General features: G+C 62.2%; 24 protein-coding genes and 1 pseudogene. 9 read left to right on the forward strand and 16 right to left on the reverse strand.

From position 1 onward, the window contains the following. Window positions 1-48: 48 nt before the first annotated feature. Window positions 49-1827, reverse strand: a complete 1779-nt coding sequence (ftsY, locus tag KW824_RS18015; RefSeq protein WP_218410609.1) for a signal recognition particle-docking protein FtsY — start codon at window positions 1825-1827, stop codon at window positions 49-51. Between the two features lie 111 nt (window positions 1828-1938). On the opposite strand from ftsY, the gene rsmD reads away from it, so the two are divergent. After that, window positions 1939-2568, forward strand: coding sequence for a 16S rRNA (guanine(966)-N(2))-methyltransferase RsmD (gene rsmD / locus KW824_RS18020; protein ID WP_182787320.1), 630 nt, complete (start codon window positions 1939-1941; stop codon window positions 2566-2568). Window positions 2569-2683: 115 nt separating this feature from the next. Continuing rightward, window positions 2684-2998, forward strand: coding sequence for a DUF1145 domain-containing protein (locus KW824_RS18025; protein WP_182787318.1), 315 nt, complete (start codon window positions 2684-2686; stop codon window positions 2996-2998). 33 nt (window positions 2999-3031) lie between these two features. Here the strand turns inward: KW824_RS18025 and KW824_RS18030 are convergent, their stop codons facing one another. Then, window positions 3032-3397, reverse strand: coding sequence for a YijD family membrane protein (locus tag KW824_RS18030; protein WP_182787316.1), 366 nt, complete (start codon window positions 3395-3397; stop codon window positions 3032-3034). Window positions 3398-3416: 19 nt separating this feature from the next. Further along, the gene (gene fabR / locus KW824_RS18035) at window positions 3417-4037 is read right to left on the reverse strand and encodes an HTH-type transcriptional repressor FabR (RefSeq protein ID WP_005323438.1); all 621 of its coding nucleotides are present in this window, start codon (window positions 4035-4037) and stop codon (window positions 3417-3419) included. 149 nt (window positions 4038-4186) lie between these two features. Here fabR and KW824_RS18040 point away from each other — a divergent pair, with 149 nt between their 5' ends. Further along, window positions 4187-5305, forward strand: coding sequence for a fatty acid desaturase (locus KW824_RS18040; RefSeq protein WP_182787314.1), 1119 nt, complete (start codon window positions 4187-4189; stop codon window positions 5303-5305). Between the two features lie 471 nt (window positions 5306-5776). On the opposite strand, the gene KW824_RS18045 is transcribed toward KW824_RS18040, so the two are convergent. Then, window positions 5777-7030: a phospholipase D family protein gene (locus tag KW824_RS18045; protein WP_182787312.1), complete on the reverse strand. Its 1254-nt coding sequence runs from the start codon at window positions 7028-7030 to the stop codon at window positions 5777-5779. 75 nt (window positions 7031-7105) lie between these two features. On the opposite strand from KW824_RS18045, the gene KW824_RS18050 reads away from it, so the two are divergent. Next, window positions 7106-7267 carry a hypothetical protein gene (locus KW824_RS18050; RefSeq protein WP_171268562.1) on the forward strand — a complete coding sequence of 54 codons (162 nt, stop codon included), beginning with the start codon at window positions 7106-7108 and terminating at the stop codon, window positions 7265-7267. 3 nt (window positions 7268-7270) lie between these two features. On the opposite strand, the gene KW824_RS18055 is transcribed toward KW824_RS18050, so the two are convergent. The 3 genes from KW824_RS18055 to tatA form a co-directional block, all read right to left on the reverse strand. Further along, on the reverse strand, window positions 7271-8731 hold the full coding sequence (locus KW824_RS18055) for a lytic transglycosylase F (protein ID WP_042650557.1): 1461 nt from the start codon (window positions 8729-8731) through the stop codon (window positions 7271-7273). Between the two features lie 232 nt (window positions 8732-8963). After that, entirely contained in the window at window positions 8964-9266 is a 303-nt protein-coding gene (locus KW824_RS18060; protein WP_042650556.1) for a YfcZ/YiiS family protein, read from the reverse strand. Window positions 9267-9280: 14 nt separating this feature from the next. Beyond that, window positions 9281-9442: a twin-arginine translocase TatA/TatE family subunit gene (gene tatA, locus KW824_RS18065; RefSeq protein ID WP_005323446.1), complete on the reverse strand. Its 162-nt coding sequence runs from the start codon at window positions 9440-9442 to the stop codon at window positions 9281-9283. Between the two features lie 281 nt (window positions 9443-9723). Here tatA and KW824_RS18070 point away from each other — a divergent pair. Next, a pseudogene (locus tag KW824_RS18070) lies at window positions 9724-10689 on the forward strand (LysR substrate-binding domain-containing protein); the annotation flags it as partial. A gap of 69 nt (window positions 10690-10758) precedes the next feature. Here KW824_RS18070 and KW824_RS18075 read toward each other — a convergent pair. Both KW824_RS18075 and KW824_RS18080 read right to left on the reverse strand, forming a co-directional pair. Further along, window positions 10759-11358, reverse strand: coding sequence for a YhgN family NAAT transporter (locus KW824_RS18075; protein ID WP_025325409.1), 600 nt, complete (start codon window positions 11356-11358; stop codon window positions 10759-10761). Between the two features lie 108 nt (window positions 11359-11466). Further along, window positions 11467-11712, reverse strand: a complete 246-nt coding sequence (locus KW824_RS18080) for a YecH family metal-binding protein (RefSeq protein WP_043131294.1) — start codon at window positions 11710-11712, stop codon at window positions 11467-11469. Window positions 11713-11918: 206 nt separating this feature from the next. Between KW824_RS18080 and KW824_RS18085 the strand changes: the two genes are divergently transcribed. Then, window positions 11919-13202 carry a dicarboxylate/amino acid:cation symporter gene (locus KW824_RS18085; protein ID WP_043131292.1) on the forward strand — a complete coding sequence of 428 codons (1284 nt, stop codon included), beginning with the start codon at window positions 11919-11921 and terminating at the stop codon, window positions 13200-13202. A gap of 22 nt (window positions 13203-13224) precedes the next feature. Here the strand turns inward: KW824_RS18085 and KW824_RS18090 are convergent, their stop codons facing one another. Together KW824_RS18090 and KW824_RS18095 are read right to left on the reverse strand one after the other, a co-directional pair. Further along, window positions 13225-13539, reverse strand: coding sequence for a DUF2007 domain-containing protein (locus tag KW824_RS18090; protein ID WP_218410611.1), 315 nt, complete (start codon window positions 13537-13539; stop codon window positions 13225-13227). Between the two features lie 147 nt (window positions 13540-13686). Next, entirely contained in the window at window positions 13687-14589 is a 903-nt protein-coding gene (locus KW824_RS18095; RefSeq protein ID WP_005332192.1) for a LysR family transcriptional regulator, read from the reverse strand. Window positions 14590-14687: 98 nt separating this feature from the next. Between KW824_RS18095 and KW824_RS18100 the strand changes: the two genes are divergently transcribed. Then, entirely contained in the window at window positions 14688-15740 is a 1053-nt protein-coding gene (locus KW824_RS18100; protein WP_218410613.1) for an HlyD family secretion protein, read from the forward strand. Next, the gene (locus KW824_RS18105) at window positions 15740-17293 is read left to right on the forward strand and encodes a DHA2 family efflux MFS transporter permease subunit (RefSeq protein WP_043131284.1); all 1554 of its coding nucleotides are present in this window, start codon (window positions 15740-15742) and stop codon (window positions 17291-17293) included. Before KW824_RS18100 ends, KW824_RS18105 begins: the two co-directional genes overlap by 1 nt. Before the next feature lie 56 nt (window positions 17294-17349). Here KW824_RS18105 and KW824_RS18110 read toward each other — a convergent pair whose 3' ends face one another. Beyond that, a complete protein-coding gene (locus KW824_RS18110; protein WP_042650024.1) occupies window positions 17350-17976 on the reverse strand; it encodes a lysoplasmalogenase in 627 nt (208 codons plus the stop codon). Between the two features lie 172 nt (window positions 17977-18148). On the opposite strand from KW824_RS18110, the gene KW824_RS18115 reads away from it, so the two are divergent. Next, window positions 18149-18301, forward strand: coding sequence for a hypothetical protein (locus tag KW824_RS18115; protein ID WP_081934535.1), 153 nt, complete (start codon window positions 18149-18151; stop codon window positions 18299-18301). 332 nt (window positions 18302-18633) lie between these two features. Here the strand turns inward: KW824_RS18115 and KW824_RS18120 are convergent, their stop codons facing one another. From KW824_RS18120 to KW824_RS18135, 4 genes are all read right to left on the reverse strand, one after another. Then, window positions 18634-21183: a TRAP transporter permease gene (locus KW824_RS18120; RefSeq protein WP_218410615.1), complete on the reverse strand. Its 2550-nt coding sequence runs from the start codon at window positions 21181-21183 to the stop codon at window positions 18634-18636. Between the two features lie 98 nt (window positions 21184-21281). Next, window positions 21282-22253 carry a TAXI family TRAP transporter solute-binding subunit gene (locus KW824_RS18125; RefSeq protein WP_042650028.1) on the reverse strand — a complete coding sequence of 324 codons (972 nt, stop codon included), beginning with the start codon at window positions 22251-22253 and terminating at the stop codon, window positions 21282-21284. A gap of 557 nt (window positions 22254-22810) precedes the next feature. Next, entirely contained in the window at window positions 22811-24955 is a 2145-nt protein-coding gene (locus KW824_RS18130; RefSeq protein WP_218410617.1) for a S9 family peptidase, read from the reverse strand. Between the two features lie 318 nt (window positions 24956-25273). Beyond that, window positions 25274-25705, reverse strand: coding sequence for a DUF411 domain-containing protein (locus tag KW824_RS18135; RefSeq protein ID WP_005332167.1), 432 nt, complete (start codon window positions 25703-25705; stop codon window positions 25274-25276). Window positions 25706-25726 lie beyond the last annotated feature (21 nt).

Below are 25726 nucleotides of genomic sequence, written 5' to 3' on the forward strand. Positions count from 1 at the left end.
ACCCCGACCTGGGTCGGGGTATGGAACACTTACTCATCGCGGCCGGACTCATTCATCGCGGCTGAAGAGTGCCTCGATAAAGTCGTTGGCAACGAAGGGACGCAGATCGTCGATCCCCTCGCCCACCCCGATGTAGCGGATCGGGATCTGGAACTTGTCGGCCACCGCGAAGATGACGCCGCCCTTGGCGGTCCCGTCCAGTTTGGTGAGGGTGATGCCGTTCAAGCCCACCGCCTCGCTGAACAGCTTGGCCTGGCTCAGGGCATTCTGGCCGGTGCCCGCATCCAGGGTCAGCATGATCTCGTGAGGCGCTTCCTCATCCAGCTTCTTCATCACCCGCACCACTTTCTTGAGCTCTTCCATCAGGTTGCTCTTGTTCTGCAGGCGGCCAGCGGTATCGGCGATCAGCACGTCGGCGCCGCGGGAGCGGGCAGCCTCGATGGCGTCATAGATGACGGAGGCGGAGTCGGCACCAGTGTGCTGGGCGATCACCGGAATGTTGTTGCGCTGACCCCACACCTGCAACTGCTCGACCGCAGCGGCACGGAAGGTATCACCCGCCGCCAGCATCACGCTCTTGCCTTCGGCCTGGAACTGCTTGGCCAGCTTGCCGATGGTGGTGGTCTTGCCGACACCGTTCACGCCGACCATCAGGATCACATAGGGTTTCTTGCTGGTGTCGATCACCAGCGGCTGCTCGACTTTCGCCAGCATCTCGCCCATGTCCTGCTTGAGCAGGCCATAGAGCGCCTCGGCATCCTTGAGCTGCTTGCGGTCCGCGTGCTGCACCAGGCTTTCAATGATGCGGCTGGTGGTATCCACGCCGAGATCGGCGGTCAGCAGCTGGGTCTCCAGCTCCTCGAACAACTCGTCATCGATCTTCTTGCCACGGAACAGGCCGAAGAAGCCGGAGCCGATATTTTCTCTGGTGCGCACCAGGCTGCGCTTGAGGCGGGCAAAGAAGCCCTCCCGCTGCGGCTTGTCCTGAGTGTCGTCATCCACGGCAGCGGCCAGCGGCAGGGCTGCCAGCGCGGCGGCATCCGCCTCCATCTCGGCCACCAGGCGCAAATCTTCCGCTCTCTGGGCCTCTTTGGCGATACGGGCTTCTTCCGCAGCCTGTGCCTCGGCGGCAACACGAGCAGCTTCGACAGCCTGAGCTTCAGCGGCAACGCGAGCAGCTTCCGCAGCCTGTGCCTCGGCGGCAGCGCGAGCGGCTTCCGCAGCCTGTGCCTCGGCGGCAATACGAGCAGCTTCGGCAGCCTGTGCCTCGGCGGCAACGCGAGCAGCTTCCGCAGCTTGGGACTCAGCGGCAACGCGAGCGGCTTCCGCAGCCTGAGCTTCAGCGGCAACACGGGCGGCTTCCGCAGCCTGGGCCTCAGCGGCAACACGGGCTGCCTCCGCAGCCTGGACCTCAGCAGCAACGCGAGCAGCTTCCACAGCTTGTGCCTCGGCGGCAACACGAGCGACTTCCGCAGCCTGAGCTTCGGCGGTAACACGGGCGGTTTCCGCAGCCTGGGCCTCAGCGGCAACGCGTGCAGCGTTGGCGGCCTCTGCTTCGGCGGCGATCAGCGCCTCATTGACGATGACGGGCTCGAGTTCGGAGGCAGGTTCCTCCACCACCAGGGGACCTTCATCAGGGGTCGCCAGGGGTGCCTCGTGCAATACAGCAGGGGCCTCGGTCAGGGAAACATCAGCGACGGGAGCGGGGGCAACGGGGGCCTCGGACTCGGCGACAGCCGGGGTGGCGTCAGGGGCCTGTGATTGGACGGCCTCAGCCTCTTCTTTCTTGCGGCCGAAACCCAGCCAGGAAAACAAACCTTTTGCCATCTAAAAAATACTCACTTCGTTGGCTGACTGCTAAGATAGCCGTCCCTTGGCGGGTCGGCATAAAAATGAACCGCCTTATACTACCACTTTATTTTCTGACGACGAAACGCGATGCCCAGAGTGAAATCCAGCCGTAACAGCCCGAGCAAGAGCCCAGCCCCCCAGGGGCGAGCGGGCGTGGTAAGAATCATTAGCGGCCAGTGGAAGGGCCGTAAACTGCCGGTCAGGGATGTGGACGGACTCAGACCCACCACGGATCGCGTCAAGGAGACCATCTTCAACTGGCTGGCCCCTCATGTCCGTGGCACCCGCTGTCTCGACCTGTTTGCCGGCAGCGGCGGCCTGGGGCTGGAGGCATTGTCGCGCTACGCCGAGCAGGTCACCCTGGTCGAAATGGACAAGGGGGCCGCCGATCAGCTCAAGAAAAACCTGCTCACTCTGGGTTCAAGCCAGGGACAGGTGATCCAGGCCGATGCGGTGAGCTGGCTACAAGGCCCCGCCACCCCCTTCGATCTGGTGTTCTTGGATCCGCCGTTTCGCCGTGAACTGCTGCCCCAGGTGTGCGATCTGCTGGAGCAGCGCGGCTGGCTGGCGCCGAATGCCCTCATCTATCTTGAACGGGAAAAAGAGATGAGCGATCTGCCCCTTCCTGCCAGCTGGAAACAACTCAAGGACAAACAAGCGGGTCAGGTCTGCTATCAGCTCTATCTGCGGGACATCCAGGATGACGCTGCGGTTTAAATGCCGGGTAGGTACGGGAGGTGGGCGCTATGCCCCTCCTCGTCAATCTGGGCAACGACTCAAGGACAAGCAGGCCGGTAGGTCTGTTATCAACTCTATGTACGGGAGGTAGGCGATGAAGCGGGTGTTTAATCTATTGGCGATGGGTGTGTTGCTGTTCTTCTGGTTCGGCGTGATGCTCGCCCTGCTGGGCACCCTGCCGGGCAAACTGAACGGCTTTCTGCCGGTTTGCGGCGTCATCGTGATACTGATGCACTGGGTACAGGCGAGCATGATCAAGGCCGCCTGCAAGCCCTACTTCGCGGTCACTCGCCTCGAATTCACTCAGGTGCTGATCTTCGGCGTGTTCGGCATGATGGAGATACGGGCCAAGCTGCAAGCCATCATAGATGCCAGACAGAGAGGCGAAACGCCGCCCAGGGTCGACTAACCACCGGCAAATCGAACCAGAAGGAGTGATGCGTCACTCCTTCGCTTTTTTCCCCAGGCTGATCCCGAGCTTGATGGAGAGCACCGCGAGCAGCAGCAGCATGGCGATGAGGGAGAAGAAGTTGCTACCAAGCTCCGGGTACTGCACCTTGAGCAGCGCCGAATGGCCGAACACCCCGATAAAGAAGCAGATCAGGATGCAACTGGGGGTATTGCCGACCATGGGCTCGTGGCGATAGTGCTGATAGAGCTGGTAGGCCGCCAACAACAGGGCGATCAGGGGGAAGAAGGAGAAGGGCACAACCGACTCGGTCAGCACCGACAGGAAGGCATCACCGCAGATGCCGATGAGCAGGGCCAGCAGCAGGGGTTTCTTCGGGATCGCGTTCGATTCATGCATGGGACTGTCCATCCTTGACTTATGAGAGAGATTCGCGGCGCTTGCGGTTCAGAACCTCGGCGCCCATGGCGATCATTCGCAACTGGCTGATGGTGCGTTCTGACAGGGCCCGGCACTCTTCGGGTGTCATGTCGAGGGCGTCGGCACCGGCGCTGAAGACGATGGTGACCATGGCTTCGGCCTGGATGTAGGCCTCTTCCCGTGGTGCCTGTGTGGTCGCCTCCAGATAATCGGTCAGCTCGGCGATGAAGTGCTGGATCTCGCGGGCCACCGCCTGGCGAAACGCCGCAGAGGTACCGGAACGCTCACGCAGCAGCAGCCGGAAGATGTTCGGGTTGTTTTCGACGAATTCCATGAAGGTTTGCACCGAGGTGCTGATGACGCTGCCACCACCGGCGATGCGCTGGCGCGCCTGGCGCATCAGCTGGCGCAGGGTCAGGCCGCCCTCGTCCACCAGGGTCAGCCCCAGCTCTTCCATGTCGCGAAAATGACGATAGAAGGAGGTCGGCGCAATGCCCGCCTCCCTGGCCACTTCCCGCAGGCTGAGGTTGGAGAAGCTGCGGTTGGCACAGAGTTGACTGAACGCCGCGTCGATCAGCGTACGCCGGGTCTTTTCTTTTTGTTGCGCGCGAATACCCACGAAAACAGTCACCTTGCGATTAGCGAGGCCAGATGATAACCCGAAGGCGGGGCCTGGATCAGGTTTGTCTCCGACTTTTTTACCATTGACCCGCATTCCGGCTCAATGGAGAATAGTGGACAGCTGTTCGCTGAATGGAGCCGAGTGAAATGGACCGCCCCCCGATCATCATGACCAACACCCTGCTGTTTGCCCTCTCCGGGCTGACGGCACTGATTGCGGTACCCTGGTACGGCCTGACCCATGGCTATGACCTCTGGCAGTGGAGCAGTTTCCTGCTGCTGTTCTGCTATTGCGGCATCTCCATCACCGCCGGCTACCACAGACTCTGGTCACACAAGGCCTACAAGGCCCACCCTGCCCTGCAATGGTTCTTCGCCATCGGTGGTGCCCTCGCCCTGCAAAACTCGGCACTGCACTGGTCGTCCGATCACCGCCGCCACCATCGCCACGTGGATGACAACCAGAAGGATCCCTACAGTGCGGGCCGCGGCTTCTGGTACTCCCACATCGGCTGGATGCTGCGGGAATACCAGCGCGAGATCTACCACGACTACAGCAATGTGCGGGATCTGCAGAACAATCCCGTGGTCGCCTTCCAGCACAGGCACTATCTGGCGCTGACCCTGGCCACCAACATCGGCATCCCGCTGCTGCTCGGCCTGATCCACGGCGATCTGCTTGGCATGCTGCTGCTCGCCGGGGTGCTGCGCATGGTGATGACCCATCACACCACCTTCTTCATCAACTCCCTGGCCCACATCTGGGGCAGCCAGCCCTTCACCGATCGCAACAGCGCCCGGGACAACGGCATCCTGGCCTTCTTCACCTTTGGCGAGGGGTATCACAACTTCCATCACCTGTTCGAGAACGACTACCGCAACGGCATCCGCTGGTGGCAGTTCGACCCCACCAAGTGGTTGATCCGCATCGCCGCCTGGTGCGGGCTGGCTAGGGATCTCAGATCCTGCCCTGAGGAGCGAATCGAGCAGGCCAGGCTGGAGATGCAGCTCAAACGCGCCCAGGCCAGACTGCACAAACAGGATGACAGGGAGCTGTGGCAGGCGCTGCTGCAGGAGGAGTACGACAAGCTGAGCCTGCAGATCCAGCACTACTACGCCAACCGCAAGCAGTTGCTGGAGCAGCGCAAGCGCAAGGCGCTGGCGCGCTACGACAGGCTCAAGCTGCAGCTGGAATATCGCAACCTTCGGGATGGCTTCCTCGTTGCCAAACGCAACTGGAGTCGCCTGCTGGCCGGCATCGCCTGAGACGCTCAGGAGCCCGGATCAAGAAGACCGCCAGCTGGCGGTCTTCTTGTATGCGCCCCAAAGGCGAGAAACAAAAAAATGGGGCGACACTCGCATGTCACCCCCTCGCAAATAGCATGTTCCGTATTGGGATCCGGCAATAACGGGGATCTTTTCTGCATCACGGGTTTCCGCTCCCGATCCGCAGTATCTGCCAGAACACTCCGGCCGACCCATTCCCTTACCCCCTTCACCCACACGGCAGGCGAGCCGCCGTGTTTGTCCTTGCAACCGAAATACTACGCAGTTAATTAAAATAAAAAACCGTTTTATACGGACCTCTATGCAGACCGGGTAGCGGCATCAGGGTTCACCACCAGATATAAAGTGATTAAAAACAATACGATAAAATCTCAATCCGGTTTTGGATGGCAAACGTTATCCTCGAAGGCGCACAAGGCTTTGCGAGATCTCGCACAAGCCAGGCCCCTCTCACAGCCAGGGGTGCAACGGCAACCAGTCGCTCAGTCGCGCCAGCAGACGCCGCAGCGTCGAGGGGGGCGCCACCACAGGATGCGCCGCTGCCTGTTGCCACCCGCAAAGCCAGTGCCTCAGCTCGGCACAGAGCGCCGTGCATCGCAGATGCAACATCAGCTCGGTGTTGAGCATCAGGGAGCGGGGATCCAGATTGAAGCTGCCGAGCAGGGCCTCCTCCTCCCCCATCAGGATCAGCTTGGCATGCAGACTGTGGGCCTCACCCGCCAGCTCGGCCAGCACTATGCCCTGCCGCTCGAGCCAGGGGCGGTGGCGCCGATAGGCGCCATACACCAGAGGCACGTCTGTGCTGGCCAGGGAGTTGGTCAGGATCTCGATGCCAACCCCCACCTGGCGTTGTCGTTTGAGATGGCGGCGCAGGCTCCGGGTCAGGATCAGGTAGGGGCTTACCAACCGCAGCGTCTCCCGATTGCCCGCCAGCTTGCGTCCCAAGCGGGGCGCCGTGGTCGGCCGGGAGATCAATCCCTTGCCGGGCCGGTCAAACCAGCACTCTCCGAACCCCGGATGCCAGCCAAGGGGAACCGGCACCCCATCGAACAGGCTGGCGGGCAGATCGTAGACCATGGCCACCACAGGGTCGGTCAGGGTGAGCAGAAAATCGTTCACTACGTGGATCTCGGCAGGCAGCAGGGGGCGCCGCAACAGGTGCCGGATGGGGTGGCTCCAGCGGCTGCGCCAGAACAACTCGAAGCCCTGCTCGACCTGGCGGCAGAGGGGGCCACGGCAGACCAGATCCAGATCGACGAAGTGAGGGGACGCCCCCAGCCCAAAGTAACGATCGCCGATGTTGCGACCCCCGATCACCGCCTCGCGGCCATCCACCAGCAGCAGCTTGTTGTGCATGCGGTGGTTGATGCGACGGAAGCTGAGCAGGCCTTCCAGCAGCAGGGTCAGGGGGCGCCAGCCCCTCAGCCAGAACGGATTGAACAGGCGAACCTCGATGCCGGGCTCTGCCGCCACCACCTCCAGGAAACGATTGTCGCCGGCATAGAGGTCGTCGATGAGCAGCTGAACCCGGACCCCTCGCCGCGCCGCATGGAGCAACTCCGACAGCAGCAGCTTGCCGCTGCTGTCCTCCTCCCAGCTGTAATACTGGGCCTGGATCCGGCTGCGGGCGCCACGGATCAGCTGGCAGCGGGCCTTGAGGGCGGTGCCGGGATCGTCGAGCAAAGCAAAGTCGGCGGTGAGCAAGGGTCATCTCCTTGTCATGAGGCAGTGGCATAACCCAGACAACCGCCCCGATTGCAGCATGTCAAGGAGTCGATGATGGAACTGCGCGACCACCCCTCCCTCAGCCAGCGACCACAGGCCAGCCAGCCGGATCCCACTCCCGCCAGGCTGCTGACCCCCTGGTACCAGCAGCACCGGGATCAGGGCTGGGAGACCCTCCCCCTTGCGCGTGAGGATGGCCTTTCCGACCGGCACTGACGCTCAGGGCTGCGCCGCCTCTATGGCCTCGGACTTGCCCTCCAACTGGGGCAGGCTGAAGCGGTAAGCCACGTAATACTTGTAGATGGTGCCGACGTAGTTGATGGGCCCCTGGCCGACCTCGTTGGCCACCAGCTGCTCCACGTTGCCAAACCAGACGTTCGGGTCCAGCCCCCTCTCCCTCGCCCTGGCCTGCAGCGCCTGCACCCGGTTCGGGCCCGCATTGTAGGCTGCCAGGGCGAACAGGTGGCGGTTGAGCCTGTCCATCCCGGGATCGTTGAAGTAGGTATCGAGAATGAGCCGCATGTAACGGCAGGCCGCCTCCACATTGCCTTCCAGGCTGGTGAGCCTGGCACCGCGGATCCCCACCTCGCCCCCTGTGCTCGGCAGCAGTTGCATGATGCCGACCGCCCCGCGGTGGGAGCGGACATTGGGGTTGAGCCCCGACTCCTTGTAGGCCAGCGCCGCCAGCATCAGCCAGTCGAGCTGATATTTGTCGGCCTGGGCTTCCAGCACCTTGCGGATGGTCGACAGCCGCCCCAGGGGATCCGGTGCCAGTATGTTGCTCATCTGGTCACTCTGGGCCATCAGGCGGCGCAGGGTCATGTCGCTGTAGAGGGTGCGTTTGCTCGACTCCGAGATATAGGCGTTCACCGCCTTGAGCAGTTCGGGGCTGTTGTTGCGCAGCGCCCAGGCACTGCGTCCCTTGTCCCGCAGCGGGATCAGCTTGTGGGCCTTGAGGCCCCCTATCATGTCGAGCCAGATCCGCCCCTTGAAGCTGTCGGTGACGGTCAGCGGTATGATGCCGGCCGCCACCATCTCCAGCAGATCCCCGTCCTGCAGGTACTCGGGCACCGTCTCTATGTAGACGGGGGGCAGCCCCAGCTCGCGGAACAGCCAGTTTAGCTGATGCAGGCTCTCGTAATAGCTGGAGCTGGCCCGTACCCAGATCCGCCGACCGGAGAGCTGGGTGATGCGGTTGAAGCCCGTCAGCTCCCGCTGGCTCACCACCCACTCCTCGATAGGCGAGATGAGCGGCTGGGAGAAGGTGACCTGCTCGCGCCGGGTCGGCGTCACCGTCAGGTTGGCCGCCACCAGATCCCCCCGCCCCTCGGTGAGATAGTCCAGCAACTTGTCCTGACGCACCGGGATGTAGATGATCTTGAGCTTGAGCTTCTCCCTGGCGAGATAGGTCTGGTTCAACCAGCGCTCGAAGCCTTGCAGTTGATTGACCAGGATGCCGTACTGGGCACCCTTGTCGAAGAAGAAGAAGCCCCGTTCATAGACCACCAGGGCCCTGAGTTCCTTCTTTTGCAGTATGTGTTCGAGATCCCCGGGTTGGGGCAGGAGTTTGGGTTTGACGTCCGCAGCGCGCGAAGGGGCATCACCAGGCTGGGAACCGAGATCCGCCGCCAGCAGAGGGAGAGAACAGAAGACCAACAGGGCCCAAAGCCATCGCATCATGATGTAGTCACCTTCTGTGGGTCGACTCGAGCCGGATGATTCCCCGCCAAGACAAGGCCTGGAACAGATGACAGAGTGCCATCAGGGTATCAGGTCACCCCTCTGCACCAGAGCGACGCGTGCCGGACTGGAACCGGAACGTCCGTGGGATAACTCACTATACAACGCAAAGAGAGGGAAAAGGCGAGGGGCAACGCAATACGGCAGGCAAGCCTGCCGTCTCATCAGGGGCTCAGATAGAGCGGGCACGCATCTCGAAAATCAGCTTCTCGGCGGTGCAGGTGAATTGCAGGCGGGCCTTCAGGATCACGCCGTCTGCGCCCTGGGTCAGTTCGCTGTCGATCACGGCTTCGGCGGTCACCTGCTTGGCCAGCGCCTCATAGGCTGCCAGCTTGGCACGGGCGTCGGCTTCTGCCGCAGCCTCGATCACCAGCTCCATCACATCGTCGCCTTCACCTATGATGGTGCCGATCTCGGCGAAACAGCCGCAGCTGTCGCAGGTTTCATTCAATTCCACTTTTTCGTCTACAGACATACTTCCACTCCTACTCATTTCGGATGTACTTCATCGTCACGCAAGGCTTTACGAAAATCCCTGATGGCGGTGCCCAGATCCTCACCGGCGCCGGCCAGGCGTTTGCTGCCAAACACCACGACGACGACCACCAGCAGGATCAACAGATGCCAGATATGAATTCCACCAAGTCCCATAGGGCGACTCCTGACAGATAGATACCCGTTGTTTGTATCAAAAGAAGGCGCAACGATTGTTGGGCAAAATCAAGGCAGGCGCAAGTTGGCAGGAAAATCGTCAAAAGACATAAAAAGATACGGCGGCCTTTGGCCGCCGTATGAGTCGGTGCTACTTGTCCCCTCAACCGCTACATCCTGTACCAGCCGCCATGAAGGCGAGAGACAGTTCGAGCATAGGGTCGCCAAGATATGAAAACAAATGGTATAAATTCATCTAAGAATTGAAGAGGATTCATATCATGTTGCTGGAACAGCTCGGGCGCATAGACCTTAATCTATTGATTATCCTGCAAGTCTTGCTGGAGGAGCGCAATGGCAGCCGGGCTGCCCGTCGCCTGCATCTGAGTCAGTCGGCCGTCAGCAAGGCGCTGGGCCGCCTGCGGGAAACCTTCGACGACCCCCTGTTCGTCCGTTCAGCCTACGGGCTGGACCCCACCCCGCGCGCCCTCGATCTGCAGCAGCAGTTGCAACCCATACTGCTGTCGCTGGACAACCTGATCCAGCCCCCCGCCTTCGATCCCGTCAGCACCGAGCGGGAGTTCGTCATCGCCAGCATGGACAGCGCCTTCACCCTGTTCGCGCCGCTCTACCTCAGCGAGCTCAAGCGTCAGGCACCGGGGATCCGGCTGCGTTACGAGGAGTGGACAGAGCACAGCCTGACCGAGATGAGCCAGGGTCAGGTGGACATCGCCTTCACGGTGCGTGAGAACTGCATCAATTCGGATTTCAGGCTGGATACCCTCCCCAATGCCATCTGCCAGCGACTGCTCGCCATCGATGATCTCACCTGTCTGGTACAGCGGGATCATCCGGCGCTGCGCGAACCCGAGTGGGATCTCCCCCGCTACCTGGCCTATCCCCACGTGCAGACCTATTGCGAGGGGCGCGACCGCTGGATGCTGGATCACAAGCTGGCGGAGCAGGATCTCTATCGCCGTATCGAGGCGACCGTGCCCTCCTTCGAGGCGGCGCTGCGCATGGGCATGCACTCGGACATGATAGTGACCCTCTCCCGGCTCTATGCCCGTCACGCGACCCAGGTCTATCCGCTGGTGCCGCTGCCGCTGCCCATCGCCCTCGACAGCATCTCCCACCTGCTCATCTGGCATCAGCGCCACGAGGAGGATCCGGGACACCGCTGGTTGCGGGAGACCCTGCTCGCCCTCATCATGGGCAAGCTGGAGAGCCCGCCCGGCGACCCGTCCCGCGCGGACGAGGCGCTGGCCGTCATGGACGCACAAGAAGAAAGGGGCTGCCTGGCAGCCCCTTTCTTCTTACCCCTTGCCCGTCACCGCCAGATAGTGGTGCACGCCATCCAGCAGCATCTGCACCGAGATCATCACCAGCAGCATACCCATCAGCCGCTCCACGGCGGTGAGTCCTCGCTCACCCAGCAGCTTGTTGAACAGCTCGTAGAACATCAGTATCACGGCGCTGGCGCCCCAGGCCATCAGCAAGGCCAGGGACCAGTCCGCCATCCGGGTCGGCTCCTGGTTCGCCAACAGCAGCAGGGAGGCCAGGATGGAGGGGCCCGCTATCATGGGAATGGCCATGGGCACCAGGAAGGGCTCCTCCCCCGCCGCCAGCCCGGTCACGCCACCGGGGCTCGGGAAGATCATCTTGATGGCGATGAGGAACAAGATGATGCCCCCGGCGATGCTGACCGCCTCCTGACGCAGGTTCAGGAAGCTCAGGATCTGCTGACCGGCAAACAGGAAGCCCAGCATGATGGCCAGAGAGAACAGCAGCTCGCGGATCATCACCTTGCGCCGCCGCTTGGGATCGACATGACGCAGGATGGAGAGGAAGACCGGCAGGTTGCCCAGCGGATCCATGATCAGAAACAACATGACGGCAGCGGAGAACGTATCCATACAGGTTCCCGGGCGTTGCCCAGGCCAAGCCTTTAACAGAGGGGGAGAGGGCGAAATATAACAAAGGAGACGGGATTCGGCGAGCGCCCCGGTGCGCTCGCCGCGGGATCAGCCGTGGTTGCAGATCTTGTCGGCCCGGGTCTGGAAGCCCTGTTCGGACTCGATGAACTTGCCGCGTTTGGCCAGAAAGTCGATCAGCGCCTCCACATCCATCTCGCTCGCGCTGCAGGTATGGAAACGGGCATCGGCGCCAAAGCGCGCCTCAATCGCCTCCTTGAGGCTGGCCCGGGTAAAATGGCCCCCCTCTTCCAGCATCATCTCCATTACTTCGTGACCGTGTATCGACTGGGACATCTCAAACCTCTTTAATCATCATGTCAGATGTTAATTAGAGCCTGAACCCCGTCTCCCGATCTTGATGTAAGCCAACAAAACGCCTTTTTTAGCGCCCCCGGGCTGGCCGGGAGCATCGCTTTGTCGATAATGTGGCAACCTGATCGGGGGATGGCTACACTAGCGCCCCTTTGCCATCGCAGACAGAAAATAAGGACATTGGCGTCATGCTGTTCCATGGATTGGTCTTCAAGCCCTGGCGGATCTGGACCCGCCGCCCACTCTGGTTGAAGACCCTGCTCGGCATGCTGACCGGGATCGGGCTCGGGCTCGGCTTCAGCGAGCAGGCACTGCTGCTCAAACCCATCGGCGTCCTGTTCGTGAACACCATACAGATGCTGATGGTGCCCCTCATCTTCTGCTCCGTCATCGCCGGTCTCACCGCCCTGCTCAAGGGCAAGACCCTGGACAGGATCGCCGGCAAGGCCATAGGTCTCTACCTCTGCTCCACCGCCGTCGCCATCTGCATCGGCCTGGTGATGGGCTGGCTGCTGGAACCCGGCATGGGCGCCAATATGGGACCCTACGAGCGGACCGGCGTGATGGTGCAACCGACCCTGGCCAGCGTGCTGAGTCATCTGGTGCCCCACAACCCGGTGCAAGCCATGGTGGATGGCAAGATCCTGCAGGTGATCGTGTTTGCAGTGGCCCTCGCCCTGGCCCTCAATGCCACCGGTCGGCGCGGCCGCCCCGCCATTCTGTTTTTCACCTCCCTGGCGGAGGGGATGTTCAAGCTGACCCAGATGGTGATGGCGCTGGCCCCCTATGGCGTCTGCGCCCTGATGGCCTGGATGACGGGCAAATACGGGGTGAGCCTGCTGCTGCCCCTGCTCAAGGTGATCGGCGCCGTCTACCTCGGCTGCCTGCTGCATGTGCTTGGGGTCTACAGCAGCCTGCTGATCCTGCTGGCCCGCCTCAATCCGCTGCACTACTTCAAGAGCATCGTCGACGCCCAGGCGGTGGCCTTCACCAGCAGCTCAAGCAGCAGCACCCTGCCCATCAGCCTGGCCTGCGCCGAGCGCCGGCTGGGGGTCTCCCCCGCCATCACCGCCAAGGTGCTGCCCATCGGCGCCACCATCAACATGGATGGCACCGCGCTCTATCAGGGGGTGACGGCGCTGTTCGTGGCCCAGGCGTTCGGGGTGGATCTGCACGTAGTGGACTACCTGACCATCATCAGCATCGCCACCCTGGCCAGCATAGGCACGGCGGGCACACCGGGCACAGGGCTGATGCTGCTGACCCTGACGCTGACCGCGGTGGGATTGCCGCTGGAAGGGGTGGCGCTGATCGCCGGAATAGACAGGATCCTCGACATGGCCCGTACCACGGTCAACGTCTCCGGCGACATCCTGGTGTCAGTGCTGATCGCCCGCAGCGAGAAGGAGCTGGATCTGGCGATCTATCACGATGCCAGCGCGGGGGAGGATATCGACTTCACCCTGCGCTGAGGGGCGAAAGAAGGGAGAGATCTCAGTGATCCTGGGGATCGTGATGGCAGCGCCAGCAGATATCGAAGTTGGCGCCGTTCTCCTCCCCGCACTGGCCGCACAACCAGCCGTTGCCCTGGCGCTGCTGGTAGCGCTCGATGATCCGGCCTGCCCGCCGGCGATCCTGCTCGCACACCATCAGGGTCACCTGCAGCAGATCCACGGGCAACTCCCCCAGCGCCCCCGAGAGTCCCTCCCCGCTTAGCCGCACCCGCACTCCTTCGACTTCCAGCGCTCCCTTCAGGGCATACGCCTCCAGGGAGTGAGAGGCCCGATACAAGTTAATCCACTGCTCCATATATCCTCTCCTCACAACAGCCTGCCTGATCATCGACCCGTCCCCAGAGGGTGGACCCCTCGATACCGGCTTCGAAGCCACTGCGCCGTGGCGACCCTCCACCGGCACTCAGGTTAATGGCCATTTTCATATGTCCGGCCATGCCGCTCACAGCAGATTGTCGATGCCGTAAGCCGGGCCATTGGCCACCAGAAAATCGATAAACACCCTTAACTTGCGCGGCATCAGCCGCCGCTCGGGAAACAACAGATAGATGGGCACCTTGGGCTGCTGCCAGTCCGGCAGCAGGGCCACCAGGGAGCCGTTGGCCAGCTCATCATGGCACAACATGGCGGGCAGAGAGGCGAGCCCCAGCCCGGCCTTCGCCGCCTCTCTGGCACAGGTGATGTTGTTGACCTGGAAACGGGACGGCGGATCCACCAGCACTTCCCGGCCATCCCGCTCAAAACACCAGTGTGAGGCGAGAAAACCGCTGCTCACCGCGACCCGCTCATGGCGTACCAGATCCTCGGGCCGGGCGATCGCCGGGCTGCGCGCCAGATACTCGGGGCTGGCGCAGAGCAGGCGTCCCGTGCTCCACAGGCGCCGCGCCGCCAGGCTGGAGTCGCTCATGTCGCCTATTCGCACTATGGCATCCAGCCCCTCGCTGATGGGATCCACGATGCGGTTGGTCAGCTCCAGATCCACTCTCAGCCCAGGATAGGCCTGCAGAAAGTGGGCCACCAGCCGGCCAACCACCAGTTGCCCCGTCTCGATGGGGACCGCCAGCTTGAGCGTCCCCGTCACCTCCTGCTGACTGGCGCTCAGCATCAGTTCGGCCTGGGCCAGCTCCTCCACCGCCTTGCTGCAGCGCAGGTAATACTGCTCCCCCGCTTCGGTCAGGGTGAGCTGGCGGGTGGAGCGATAGAGCAGCCGCACGCCGAGGTGCTGCTCCAGATCGGCGATGCGGCGGCTCACCGTCGCCTTGGTCATGCCCAGCTCCTGGGCCGCCGCGGTGAAGGAGCCCTTGTCGACGATGCGCACCAGAATCAAGGCTGCGTTCAGGTCCATTGTCTCACCAGTGAAACTGTATATCTCATGAATGGATACTAATCGAAACAGTGACACGATGTTAGCCTGCCCGCCACAGTTCAGGAAAAACCCATATCATGAGTCAACACAAGAAGATCCCCCTGCTGGCAGCCCTGCTGCTGGCCCTGCTCGGCATGTTGTTTGCCGCTTACTGGTATCTGCACGGCCGCCATTTCGAGAGCACCGACAACGCCTATCTGCAGAGCGAGGTGACCGGTATCGGCTCCAAGCTGCCCGGCTACATCGGCGAGGTGCTGGTGACCGACAACCAGAAGGTCAAGGCCGGCCAGCTCATCGCCAGGCTGGACGACCGGGAGTACAGAACCCGGGTGCTCGAGGCCGAGGCCGACCTGCACCTCAATCAGGCGACGGCGGAGAACCTGACTGCCACCCGCACCCAGCAGCTGAGCCTGATCCGTCAGGCGGAAGCAAGGGTCGCCTCGGCCAATGCCGAGCAGGTGCGGGCCCAGCAGCAGGTGCGCCGCGTCAGCCAGCTCAATCAGCGCCACTACAGCTCCCAGGACAGCCTGGACGAGGTGCGAGCCGGTCTGCAGGTCACTCAGGCCCAGGAGCAGGAGGCCAGAGCCGCCCTGCAGGCCGCTCGTGAGCGGCTGCTGGTGCTGGACGCCGAAGCCAAGCAGAACCAGGCCAGGCTGGCACTGAGTGAAGCCCAGCTCGAACAGGCCAGACTGGAACTCGGCTACACAGAGCTGCGGGCCCCGGCGGACGGCATCATCGGCAAGCGCAGCCTGCGGGAAGGGCTCTATGTGCAGTCCGGCATGCAGGTGGCCAGCCTGGTACCGCTGCAACAGGTGTGGGTCGAGGCGAATTTCAAGGAGACCCAGCTGCAGCACATGCAACCGGGCCAGCGCGTGGAGGTGATCCTGGATGCCTATCCGGATCAGCCGGTCGAGGGGATCATCGACAGCCTGGCCCCCGCCACCGGCGCCAAGTTCGCCCTGCTGCCGCCGGAGAATGCCACCGGCAACTTCACCAAGATTGTGCAACGGGTGCCGGTCAAGATCCGCATCCCCGAGCCGGGTGCACTGGCAGGCAAGCTTCGTCCTGGTCTCTCCACCGAGGTGATCGTCGACACCCGCACCCCTGATCCCGTGGTCGCCGCCCACTGATGGAACCCATTCCACGTCGCAACTGGATCGCGGTCATGGGGGGCCTCATCGGCGCCTTCATGGCCATCCTCGACATCCAGATCACCAACGCCTCCCTGAAGGACATTCAGGGCGCCCTCTCGGCCACCCTGAGCGAGAGCTCCTGGATCTCCACCTCCTACCTGGTGGCGGAGATGATCGCCATCCCCCTCAGTGGCTGGCTGAGCCGGGGACTGAGCGTGCGCCGCTACCTGCTGTGGACCACGGGGGCCTTCATCGTCGCCTCCGTGCTCTGCTCGTTCAGCTGGAACCTCACCAGCATGATCGTCTTCCGGGCGCTGCAGGGCTTCACCGGCGGGGCGCTGATCCCCATGGCCTTCTCCCTCATCGTCAGCCTGTTGCCACTGCACAAGCGGGCCACCGGCATGGCGCTGTTCGGCCTGTGCGCCACCTTCGCCCCCGCCATAGGCCCGACCCTGGGTGGCTGGCTGACGGAGCAGCTCTCCTGGCACTATATCTTCTACCTGAACGTGCCCCCCGGCCTGCTGGTGATGGCCATGCTGGCCCACGGTCTGGACAGGAAGCCGGTGGACTGGGAGGTGATAAAACGGGTGGATCTGGTCGGCATCCTCACCATGGCGGTGGGGCTGGGTCTGCTGGAGGTGGTGCTGGAGGAGGGCAATCGGGAGGACTGGTTCGGCTCGAGCTTCATAGTGCGGCTCACCGTCATCTCTGTGGTGGCTCTGGTGTTCTTCGTCATCAGCCAGTTGCTGCGCCGCCACCCCCTGGTCAATCTGCGGCTGCTGCACAGCCCGCGCTTCGCCCTGGCCTGCTTCGCCTACCTGGTGCTCGGCATGGCGCTGATGGGGTCCATCTATGTGCTGCCGCTCTACATGGCGCAGATCCACAACTACAACGCCCTTGAGATAGGTGAGGTGCTGATGTGGATGGGCCTGCCCCAGTTGCTGGTGCTGCCCCTGGTGCCCAGGCTGGTCACCCGGATAGATCCACGCTACCTGGTGAGCTTCGGCTTCCTGGTGTTTGCCATCAGCTGCTTCATGAATGTCAACATGAGCGCCGACTACGCCGGTCCCCAGCTGATCCAGTCGCTGATCGTGCGGGCCTTGGGCCAGCCCTTCATCATGGTGCCCCTCTCCCTGGTGGCGACCGCCAGCCTGACCCCGGAGGAGATCCCCTCCTCCTCCACCCTGCTCAACGTGCTGCGCAACCTCGGGGGTGCCTTCGGCATCGCCATCATCGCCACCCTGATCGACAACGACACCCGCATCCATGCCAGTCAGATCGGCAGCACCCTGGCCGCCACCAGCATCGAGGGGCAGAGCTACCTGTTGCAGCTGGCCCAGACCATGATGGCGCAAGGCTCGGATCCGGCGCTGGCGCAGCAGCAGGCCCAGGCCATGCTGTCGAACACCATCAACCGGGAGGCCGCCATCATGGCCTACAACCAGGTGTTCTACGTGATGGGCATCTTCCTGCTCATCGCCAGCGCCCTGATGCTGCTGCTCAGGCAACCGGCCCCCAGGGCGGCGGATGCAGAACCGCTGGAGGCGTAATCCAGAAACCAGAAACGGGCCGAGCGGCCCGTTTCTTTATGGTCGACGAAGCCTGCTTATCCCGCGAGAGAGGCGGCGATCAGGAACTGGGCGGCGAAGTAGCTGCTCATGATCCAGGCCGTGGCATGGGGGAAGGGGCGGCGGAAGCGATCGAGGGCCAGCATGCTGTCGGAGAAGAGGAACATCAGTGCCCCCACCAGGGCGGCGGCACTGCCCGCGGTGAGGGAGGCGTGCCAGGCCCCGGCGGCCACCCAGGCCATGGCGATGATCACCAGCATGTAGCAGAAGACGGGGATCTTCATCTCGCCGAGCCTGCCCCACAACAAGCCGAACACCATGCCGGCCACCAGCAACAGCAGCAGGCCGTCGATCAGCTTCAGCACCAGAGGGCCCTGGGCAAAGCCGACGATGTAGCAGAGGTGGGCGACAAAAAATGCCGCCAACCCCTGAATGAAGCGATCCCTTGGCAGCATCAGCAGCACGTCACCGGCCAGCGACAGGCAGAGGCCGAGCAGGATCCAGGCATGGGAGCCGTTGTGATCGTCACTCTGGTAACCGAATGCCAATGCGATGATGAACAGCATGGTCAGCGGCTTGCTGATGTAAAACTGACGGGAGTCTGAGCCATAAGCCGCGCGGATGTGCCACCAGCCAGATGCGATGATCAAGAAACTCAATAACATGCCCTGCTCCTCACCGATTGCTCGCACTCACACGGCAACCTCTTTAGTGCACGCAAGAGTAGCAAATTCCCCCGCCCAGTGGCAGGGGGCGAAGCAGATGACACCCTACACCTAAAGTCTAATTGCCCCCTGCTCGCGGCTCGGGCATAAGAGACAGCTCTGGAGGATCACCATGGAAGACGCAATGACCAACTACCTGCCCGCCATCGATATCATGATGTGCCATCTGGGGATCAGCTTCGAACAAGCCTGTGAGCAGCTTGGTCTGAGTCAGCAAGAACAGCAGAGCCTGATCCTGCTGCAGAAACAGACTCAATCAAACTAATCCGCCCGGTATGGACATCATGATGTGCCATCCGGGGGGGCAGCGTCGAACAAGCCTGTGAGCAGCTTGGTCTGAGTCAGCAAGAACAGCAGAGCCTGATCCTGCTGCAGAAACAGACTCAATCAAACTAATCCGCCCGGTATGGACATCATGATGTGCCATCCGGGGGTCAGCTTCGAACAAGCCTGTGAGCAGCCTGGTCTGAGTCAGCAAGAACAGCAGAGCCTGATCCTGCTGCAGAAACAGACCCAGTCACACTAACCCTCCTGGCATCACGCCCACGGTATTGAAAACGGCGCCCGAAGGCGCCGTTTTTATTGGATGAGGAGTTATCAGCGAGTGGCCCGCCGGCGTTGCAGCCAGACCACGACCCCGAACAGCAGGAAGCCAGGCAACCACATCAGCTCCTTGTGCCAGCGTTCGGTTGGGGCCTTGACGACAAGGATCTCCTGGTCAAACTCCATGCCGGCCGCCGCCGCCGGACTGCCGAAGGTAACGTTGTCGATCAGGGTCTTGCCATCCTGCTCGTACAGGGTCAGCCCCAGACTGGCCAATTTCTCTTCCCCATTGGCTCCGGCAGGTACCGCCAGCAGCACGGTGGACTGACGCAGCTTGCCCACCGCATCCTCCCCCTGGATCCGCAGTCGCAGCGTACTCTCCGCTTCCACCTCGCCCAGGGTCTGGGCCAGTTGGGCCGGCGGCGTCTCACGATAGGGATCGTGCACCATATCCATCCAGAAACCGGGACGGAACAGGGTGAAGGCCACCAGCAGCAGCAGCACGTTTTCGTACCAGCGACTCTTCACCAGGAACCAGCCCTGGGTGGCGGCGGCGAAGATCAGCATGGCGACGGTGGCCACCACGAAGATCAGCACGCCGTGGGCGAAGTCCACGTCGATCAGCAGCAGATCGGTGTTGAAGATGAACAGGAACGGCAGCGCCGCGGTGCGCAGGCTGTAGTAGAAGGCGGTGATCCCGGTCTTGATGGGATCCCCCTTGGAGACGGCGGCCGCCGCGAACGAAGCCAGTCCCACCGGCGGGGTCACATCCGCCATGATGCCGAAATAGAACACGAACAGATGGACCGCGATGAGCGGCACGATGAGGCCGTTCTGCTGCCCGAGCGTCACCACCACGGGGGCCAGCAGGCTGGACACCACGATGTAATTGGCGGTGGTGGGCAGCCCCATGCCGAGGATCAGGCTCAGCAGGGCGGTAAGGAGCAGCATCAGCAGCAGGTTGCCCATGGAGAGCATCTCTACCAGATCTGCCAGCACCAGGCCGACCCCGGTCTGGGAGACGGCACCGACTATGATGCCGGCGGTGGCGGTGGCGATACCGATGCCGATCATGTTGCGGGCACCGGCCACCAGACCTTCCTTCAAGTCCACCAGACCATCACGAGTCGAGCCGTAGTCATGCTTGCCGTCGGTGCGCAGCCAGTTCAGCAGCGGCCGCTGGGTCAGCAGGATGATCACCAGCATGACGGTGCCCCAGAAGGCCGACAGCCCCGGCGAGAGGCGCTCCACCATCAGGCACCATACCAGTACCACCACCGGCAGCAGGAAGTGCAGGCCGGAGAGCAGCACGGCACGGGTATTGGGCAGCTCGGTCAGCGGCTGGTCCGGATCCTCGGCGGGCAGTGGTGCATTGCTGGCCGCTATCTTCAGCAGGCCCAGATAGACGGCCGCCAGCAGCAGGGCGATCCCGGGCAGGGCATAGTCTCCCAGCGCCGGCTTGAGCCAGCCCAGGCCATGGTACACCGCCATCGACAGGCCGCTGATGAGGGTGGCACCGAAGGCGAAGCCAGTCAGGCGACGCAGCCAGGGCTTGGGTTGATGGCCGCCGATGGGCTCCATGCCGAGCTTGAGCGCTTCCAGGTGGACGATGTAGAGCAGCGCGATATAGGAGATGGCCGCCGGCAGGAAGGCGTGCTTGATGATCTCCACGTAGGGAATGCCCACGTACTCCACCATCAGGAAGGCCGCCGCCCCCATCACGGGGGGCATGATCTGGCCGTTGACCGAAGAGGCCACCTCGACCGCCCCCGCCTTCTCCTTGGAGAAACCGACCCGCTTCATCATGGGAATGGTGAAGGTGCCCGTGGTGACCACGTTGGCGATGGAGGAGCCGGAGATGACACCGGTCAGGGCCGAGGCCACCACGGCCGCCTTGGCCGGGCCACCACGCAGGTGACCGAGCAGGCTGAAGGCCAGCTGGATAAAGTAGTGCCCGGCACCGGCCCGCTCCAGCAGGGCGCCGAACAGCACGAACAGGAACACGAAACTGGTGGAGACCCCCAGGGCGATGCCGAACACCCCCTCGGTGGTGATCCACTGGTGGTTCGCCAACGCGGTGAAGCTCACCCCGCGGTGAGCCAGCAGCCCCGGCATCCAGGGGCCGGCCAGGCTGTAGGCGAGAAACACCAGGGCGATCACCGCCAGGGCCGGGCCCAGGGCGCGGCGAGCCGCCTCCAGCAGCAGCGGGATGCCGATGCAGGCGGTGACCAGATCGGCGGTGGTGAGGTTGCCGGGACGCTGGGCCAGGGCCTCATACATGACGAACAGATAAGCGGCCGCACTGGCGGCAATCAGACCGAAAGCGATGTCGCCGAGCGGTACCCTGTCTCTGGGGGAACGCCGGAAGGCCGGAAACACCAGATAGGCCAGCAACAGGGCGAAGGTCAGGTGAATGGCACGGGTTTCGGTGTCATTGAGTACGCCGACCCCGAAAATGAAGGGGAGCGGCGAGGCGATCCAGAGCTGGAACAGAGACCAGGCCAGCGCCAGCCCGGTGATCAGCCAGCCCATGAGACCCAGCGGTAGCCGAGCGCCCACATCCTGGGCGATCAGTTCCTCGGTAGAGAGTTGTTTTTCTTGCATAGGGTTAACTTTTGCCTGCGAGTACAACGACACGACACCCGCTGCCGGTGTGGCAGGCGGGTGTCGAAGAGAACGATGGAAGGCCGGCAGGCCTTCAATCAGAGCCAGCCACGCTCTTTGTAGTAGCGTACGGCACCTTCATGCAGGGGCGCGGAGAGACCCACCTTGATCATGTCGGCCTCTTTCAGGTCGGCAAAGGCCGGATGCAGACGCTTGAAGCGGTCCAGGTTGTCGAACACCGACTTCACCAGCTGGTAGACCACTTCAGGATCGGCCTTGGCACTGGTGGAGAGCACCGCCTTGCCACCGATGGACGGGGTCGGCTTGTCGCTGCCCTTGTAGATGCCACCCGGGATCTCGGCCTTGGTGTAGTAGCTCTTCTCGGCCAGCAGCTTGTCGATGTCGGCACCGGTCACGGGCACCAGTACGGCATCCGTGGTGGTGGACGCTTCCTGGATGGCACCGTTCGGGTGACCGACGAAGTAGCTCATGGCGTCGATGTTGTTGTCACCCAGAGCGGAGGCCTGCTCGGCCGGCTTCAGCTCGGAGACCAGGCCGAAGTCGCTCTTCTTCCAGCCCTTGACCGCCATGATCTCTTCCATGGTGTCACGCTGGCCGGAGCCCGGGTTGCCGATGTTGACGCGCTTGCCCTTCAGGTCATCGAAGCCGGCGATCTTGGCGTCGCGGCGGGCGAGAATGGTGAACACTTCGCTCTGCAGGGAGAAGACGGCGCGGATGTCATCCATGGCCCCCTCGGCCTGGAAGGGCGGCAGCCCCTTCATCGCCTTGTACTGGTGGTCGGACTGCATGATGCCGAAGTTGAACTCACCGCTGCGGATGCCGTTGACGTTGGCCACGCCACCGCCACTGGCCGGCGCGTTGCACTTGATCTGGTGATCGGCGGCGCCGCGATTGAGGAAACGACAAATGGACTGGCCCGCCACGTAGTAGACGCCGGTCTGACCACCGGTGCCTATGGTCACGAAGCGCTCCTGCGCTTGCAGCGGACCACCGAAAGTAGCACCGACCAGGGCAGCCGACAGGGCGCACGCCAAGGATAATCCTTTCATGTTCTTCATCCTTTTCATTGATTTATCTCACCCGATTCCCGGGTGAATATGAGACGGACCCGCATCAAGACTGGGTCTGCCTATACAGCCTCGTACGAGGAAATGGTCGAGCGGCGAACGCCCTTCCATAAGCCACCATCATCCTGCGGTGAGATAATCAGCGTCATGCCGATCGGAGGTGATCTGACCACAACCTGGTCAGTTCAAAAGATTTAACGCCCCTGATTAAGCACATAGCGCCAACATAAATCAAACAAAACAGCAAAATGGCGGATTTAAATAGCGAGAATTTTGAAGCGGATCATTTATTTCTCTGCCGAAGATTAATTACATGAGCCGGTGAATGGAAGCAATAAAAAAGCAGCCAGAGTCTTTTGTAACCCTTTGCTGGCAAGGGCTAGCATCTTGGTTCGTTATATCGAAATAACGGCCATATCCAGCATGAATACCATCTTGATGACGGCTATATCGCCAAGATGCAGGAACCCCGATCGACCGTCGTCACCGACGGCCTGACCGGGGTTCTGTTACAACTCGTTTTCATCTACCCCTGACGATCACGCCTTGCTACCGGCCAGCTCCAGGATAAAGGCGAACTCCAGAGCGATGTCTTCGTAAGCCTTGAAACGCCCCGACTTGCCGCCGTGGCCGGCGTCCATGTCGGTGCTCAGCAACAGCTGGTTGTTATCCGTCTTCAGCTCACGCAACTTGGCAACCCATTTGGCGGGCTCCCAATACTGCACCTGGGAGTCGTGCAGCCCGGTGGTGACCAGCAGGTTGGGGTAGGCTTGCGCCTTGACCTGATCGTAGGGGCTGTAGCTCTTCATGTAGTCGTAGTAGCGCTTCTGGTTCGGATTGCCCCACTCGTCGTACTCCCCGGTAGTAAGGGGAATGGACTCGTCCAGCATGGTGGTGACCACGTCGACGAAGGGCACCTGGGCCACCACGCCGCGATAGAGCTGGGGCGCCTGGTTGATGACGGCCCCCATCAGAAGGCCGCCGGCGCTGCCACCCATGGCGTAGACCTGATCCCTGGCACCATAACCCTGGGCCACCAGCGCCTCGGTCACGTCGATGAAGTCGTGGAAGGTATTCTGTTTCTTCAACAGTTTGCCATCTTCATACCAGGGACGCCCCAGCTCCTCGCCACCCCGGATATGGGCGATGGCATAGACGAAGCCTCTGTCCAGCAGGCTCAGGCGTGAGCTGCTGAAGTCGGGATCCATGCTGGCGCCGTAGGAACCGTAGCCATAGACCAGCAGCGGGTTCTTGCCCTCCTTCTTGAACAGATCCTTGCGATAGACCAGCGACACCGGCACGTCCACACCGTCGCGGGCGGTCACCCAGACTCGCTCGCTGGCATACTGATCCGCCTTGAAGCCCGCCACCGGCTGCTGCTTGAGCAGGGTGCGCTTGCCGCTGTCCATGTTCAGTTCATAGGTGGATGAGGGCGTGGTCATGGAGGAGTAGCCATAGCGCAGGGCGCTGGTGTCCGGCTCCGGGTTGTAGGCGAGCCAGGTGACATAGGCGGGATCGTCGAAGGCGATCTCTTTCTGCTCGCCGCTCTGCCAGTTGAGCTGGCGCAGCCGGGTCAGCCCCTTGCTGCGCTCCTCCAGCACCAGCCAGTCCCTGAACAGGGCATAGCTCTCCAGCAGCACGTCCGGATTGGGGGCTATCACCGCCTTCCAGCGATCCACCGGGCTCTCCCTGGTCTCGTAGAGGCCGAAGTTCTTGCCGTCCTTGTTGGAGCGCACATAGAAGCGGCCGCGGTAGTGATCCAGGCTGTATTCGTGATCCACCTGACGAGGCAGGAACAGCCGCGGCGCCTGGACCGGCGTGTTGGCATCGATGAGGCGCGCCTCGCTGGTGGTGGTGCTGGAGAGGGCGATGACGATGAAATCTTCCGAGGTGGTGGCGTAGAGGCTCACATAGAAGGAGTCATCCTTCTCCTCGTAGACCAGCTTGTCCTTCGCGGGATCGCTGCCCAGCTCGTGGCGATAGACCTGATAGGGCAGCAGGGTCTTGGGGTGCTTGCGCACATAGAACACCGTCTTGCTGTCGTTGGCCCACACCAGGTTGCCCGAAGTGTTCTCGAGCTTGTCGGCGGCCCAGGCGCCGCTCTCCAGATCGAGGAACTGGATCTGGTACTGACGGCGGGAGAGGAAGTCTTCCGCCACCGCCAGCCAGCGGTTGTTGCGGCTCACCTCCAGGGCCCCCAGCGAATAGAACTCGTGACCTTCGGCGCGCTGGTTGCTGTCCAGCATCAGGTTCGACGCCTGCTGGCCCTCCACCTTGCTGCGGGAGTAGATGGCGTACTCCTTGCCCGGCTCATAACGGGTATGATAGCGGTAGCCGTTCTTCACATAGGGCACCGACTCGTCCTGCTGGGGGATGCGGGCCACCATCTCCTTGTAGAGCTGGTCACGCAACGGCTGGACCGGCTTGAGCATGGCCTCGGTGTAAGCGTTCTCGGCCTTGAGATAGTCCAGCACCTCGGGTTTCTGCCGCTCGTCGTCACGCAGCCAGTAGTAGTTGTCGATCCGGACGTCCCCGTGCTTTTTCAGGGTATGGGGGTGCTTGGCGGCCACAGGAGGCAGGATGGGAGTTTCGCTTGTCGGCATGACGGGCTCTTCATTGGCATGGGTACAGGGCACGGCAACCAGACAAGCCAGCAGCAGCAACCCTCGGGGAAAGATGAACATGTCGCATCCTTTGCGCTGTAACAGGGCAGGCAGGCTCGCGGGGAGCGCCATGAATTGACGATCAAGCCGCCGCCGCTCGCTCCGCCGGTGCGGAATCAAGGCTGGCAAACCGGAACATCGCCCCTGAGAAAATAAATTGGCGATCAATCTGCCCCTTGTCGCCCTGGGTTGCAAGTGATCCCCTGACATTCGGCACGAAACCATGAAAAAGGGCCACCCTCTCACAAGGGTGGCCCTCCAACTCTGGTCATGAACGACACGGGTTCGCTCAGGTGTGCCTCACATGATGGAGTGGTGCCGACTCATGACCAGTGTTCGTCAGCCGGAATAGCTCGACCAGACGGTGGTCGCGCCCTCCTCACTGATGCTCAGCACCTGATAGGGCTGACCGGGGATGTCCATGCCTGGCGCACTCTGGGGCATGCCCGGAATGGTCAGGCCACGGATCGCCGGTTTTTCCTTGAGCATCTTCTGCACGTCGGCAGCGGGCACATGTCCCTCCACCACATAACCATTCACCACCCCGGTGTGGCAGGAGGCCAGTTGCGGGGTGATGCCATGCTGCTGCTTGATGGGATCGAGCTGCTCGGTTTCCACGACCTTGACCTCGAAGCCGTTATCTTCCATGTGCTTGACCCAGGTCTCGCAGCAGCCGCAGTACTTGGATTTGTAGACGGTCATCTGCTCCGTTGCCAGGGCAGAGAAACTGATGGTACCGGCCAGCAGGGCCAGTAACAGGGACTTGTACATAACTCACCTCAGATAAGAAGA

The organism is Aeromonas sp. sif0611 (assembly GCF_019218845.1).
GTDB lineage: Bacteria > Pseudomonadota > Gammaproteobacteria > Enterobacterales > Aeromonadaceae > Aeromonas > Aeromonas media.

Excerpts from the sequence above, each read along its gene's own strand:
- KW824_RS18110 (WP_042650024.1), bottom strand. The coding sequence starts at position 17,976 with ATGTTATTGAGTTTCTTGATCATCGCATCTGGCTGGTGGCACATCCGC.
- KW824_RS18055 (WP_042650557.1), bottom strand. The coding sequence starts at position 8,731 with ATGATGCGATGGCTTTGGGCCCTGTTGGTCTTCTGTTCTCTCCCTCTG.
- KW824_RS18105 (WP_043131284.1), top strand. The coding sequence starts at position 15,740 with ATGGAACCCATTCCACGTCGCAACTGGATCGCGGTCATGGGGGGCCTC.
- rsmD (WP_182787320.1), top strand. The coding sequence starts at position 1,939 with ATGCCCAGAGTGAAATCCAGCCGTAACAGCCCGAGCAAGAGCCCAGCC.
- KW824_RS18075 (WP_025325409.1), bottom strand. The coding sequence starts at position 11,358 with ATGGATACGTTCTCCGCTGCCGTCATGTTGTTTCTGATCATGGATCCG.
- ftsY (WP_218410609.1), bottom strand. The coding sequence starts at position 1,827 with ATGGCAAAAGGTTTGTTTTCCTGGCTGGGTTTCGGCCGCAAGAAAGAA.
- KW824_RS18100 (WP_218410613.1), top strand. The coding sequence starts at position 14,688 with ATGAGTCAACACAAGAAGATCCCCCTGCTGGCAGCCCTGCTGCTGGCC.
- KW824_RS18135 (WP_005332167.1), bottom strand. The coding sequence starts at position 25,705 with ATGTACAAGTCCCTGTTACTGGCCCTGCTGGCCGGTACCATCAGTTTC.
- KW824_RS18095 (WP_005332192.1), bottom strand. The coding sequence starts at position 14,589 with ATGGACCTGAACGCAGCCTTGATTCTGGTGCGCATCGTCGACAAGGGC.
- KW824_RS18125 (WP_042650028.1), bottom strand. The coding sequence starts at position 22,253 with ATGAAAGGATTATCCTTGGCGTGCGCCCTGTCGGCTGCCCTGGTCGGT.
- KW824_RS18085 (WP_043131292.1), top strand. The coding sequence starts at position 11,919 with ATGCTGTTCCATGGATTGGTCTTCAAGCCCTGGCGGATCTGGACCCGC.
- KW824_RS18030 (WP_182787316.1), bottom strand. The coding sequence starts at position 3,397 with ATGCATGAATCGAACGCGATCCCGAAGAAACCCCTGCTGCTGGCCCTG.
- KW824_RS18040 (WP_182787314.1), top strand. The coding sequence starts at position 4,187 with ATGGACCGCCCCCCGATCATCATGACCAACACCCTGCTGTTTGCCCTC.
- KW824_RS18120 (WP_218410615.1), bottom strand. The coding sequence starts at position 21,183 with ATGCAAGAAAAACAACTCTCTACCGAGGAACTGATCGCCCAGGATGTG.
- KW824_RS18115 (WP_081934535.1), top strand. The coding sequence starts at position 18,149 with ATGGAAGACGCAATGACCAACTACCTGCCCGCCATCGATATCATGATG.
- KW824_RS18130 (WP_218410617.1), bottom strand. The coding sequence starts at position 24,955 with ATGTTCATCTTTCCCCGAGGGTTGCTGCTGCTGGCTTGTCTGGTTGCC.
- KW824_RS18025 (WP_182787318.1), top strand. The coding sequence starts at position 2,684 with ATGAAGCGGGTGTTTAATCTATTGGCGATGGGTGTGTTGCTGTTCTTC.
- KW824_RS18050 (WP_171268562.1), top strand. The coding sequence starts at position 7,106 with ATGGAACTGCGCGACCACCCCTCCCTCAGCCAGCGACCACAGGCCAGC.
- tatA (WP_005323446.1), bottom strand. The coding sequence starts at position 9,442 with ATGGGACTTGGTGGAATTCATATCTGGCATCTGTTGATCCTGCTGGTG.
- KW824_RS18080 (WP_043131294.1), bottom strand. The coding sequence starts at position 11,712 with ATGTCCCAGTCGATACACGGTCACGAAGTAATGGAGATGATGCTGGAA.
- KW824_RS18060 (WP_042650556.1), bottom strand. The coding sequence starts at position 9,266 with ATGTCTGTAGACGAAAAAGTGGAATTGAATGAAACCTGCGACAGCTGC.
- KW824_RS18090 (WP_218410611.1), bottom strand. The coding sequence starts at position 13,539 with ATGGAGCAGTGGATTAACTTGTATCGGGCCTCTCACTCCCTGGAGGCG.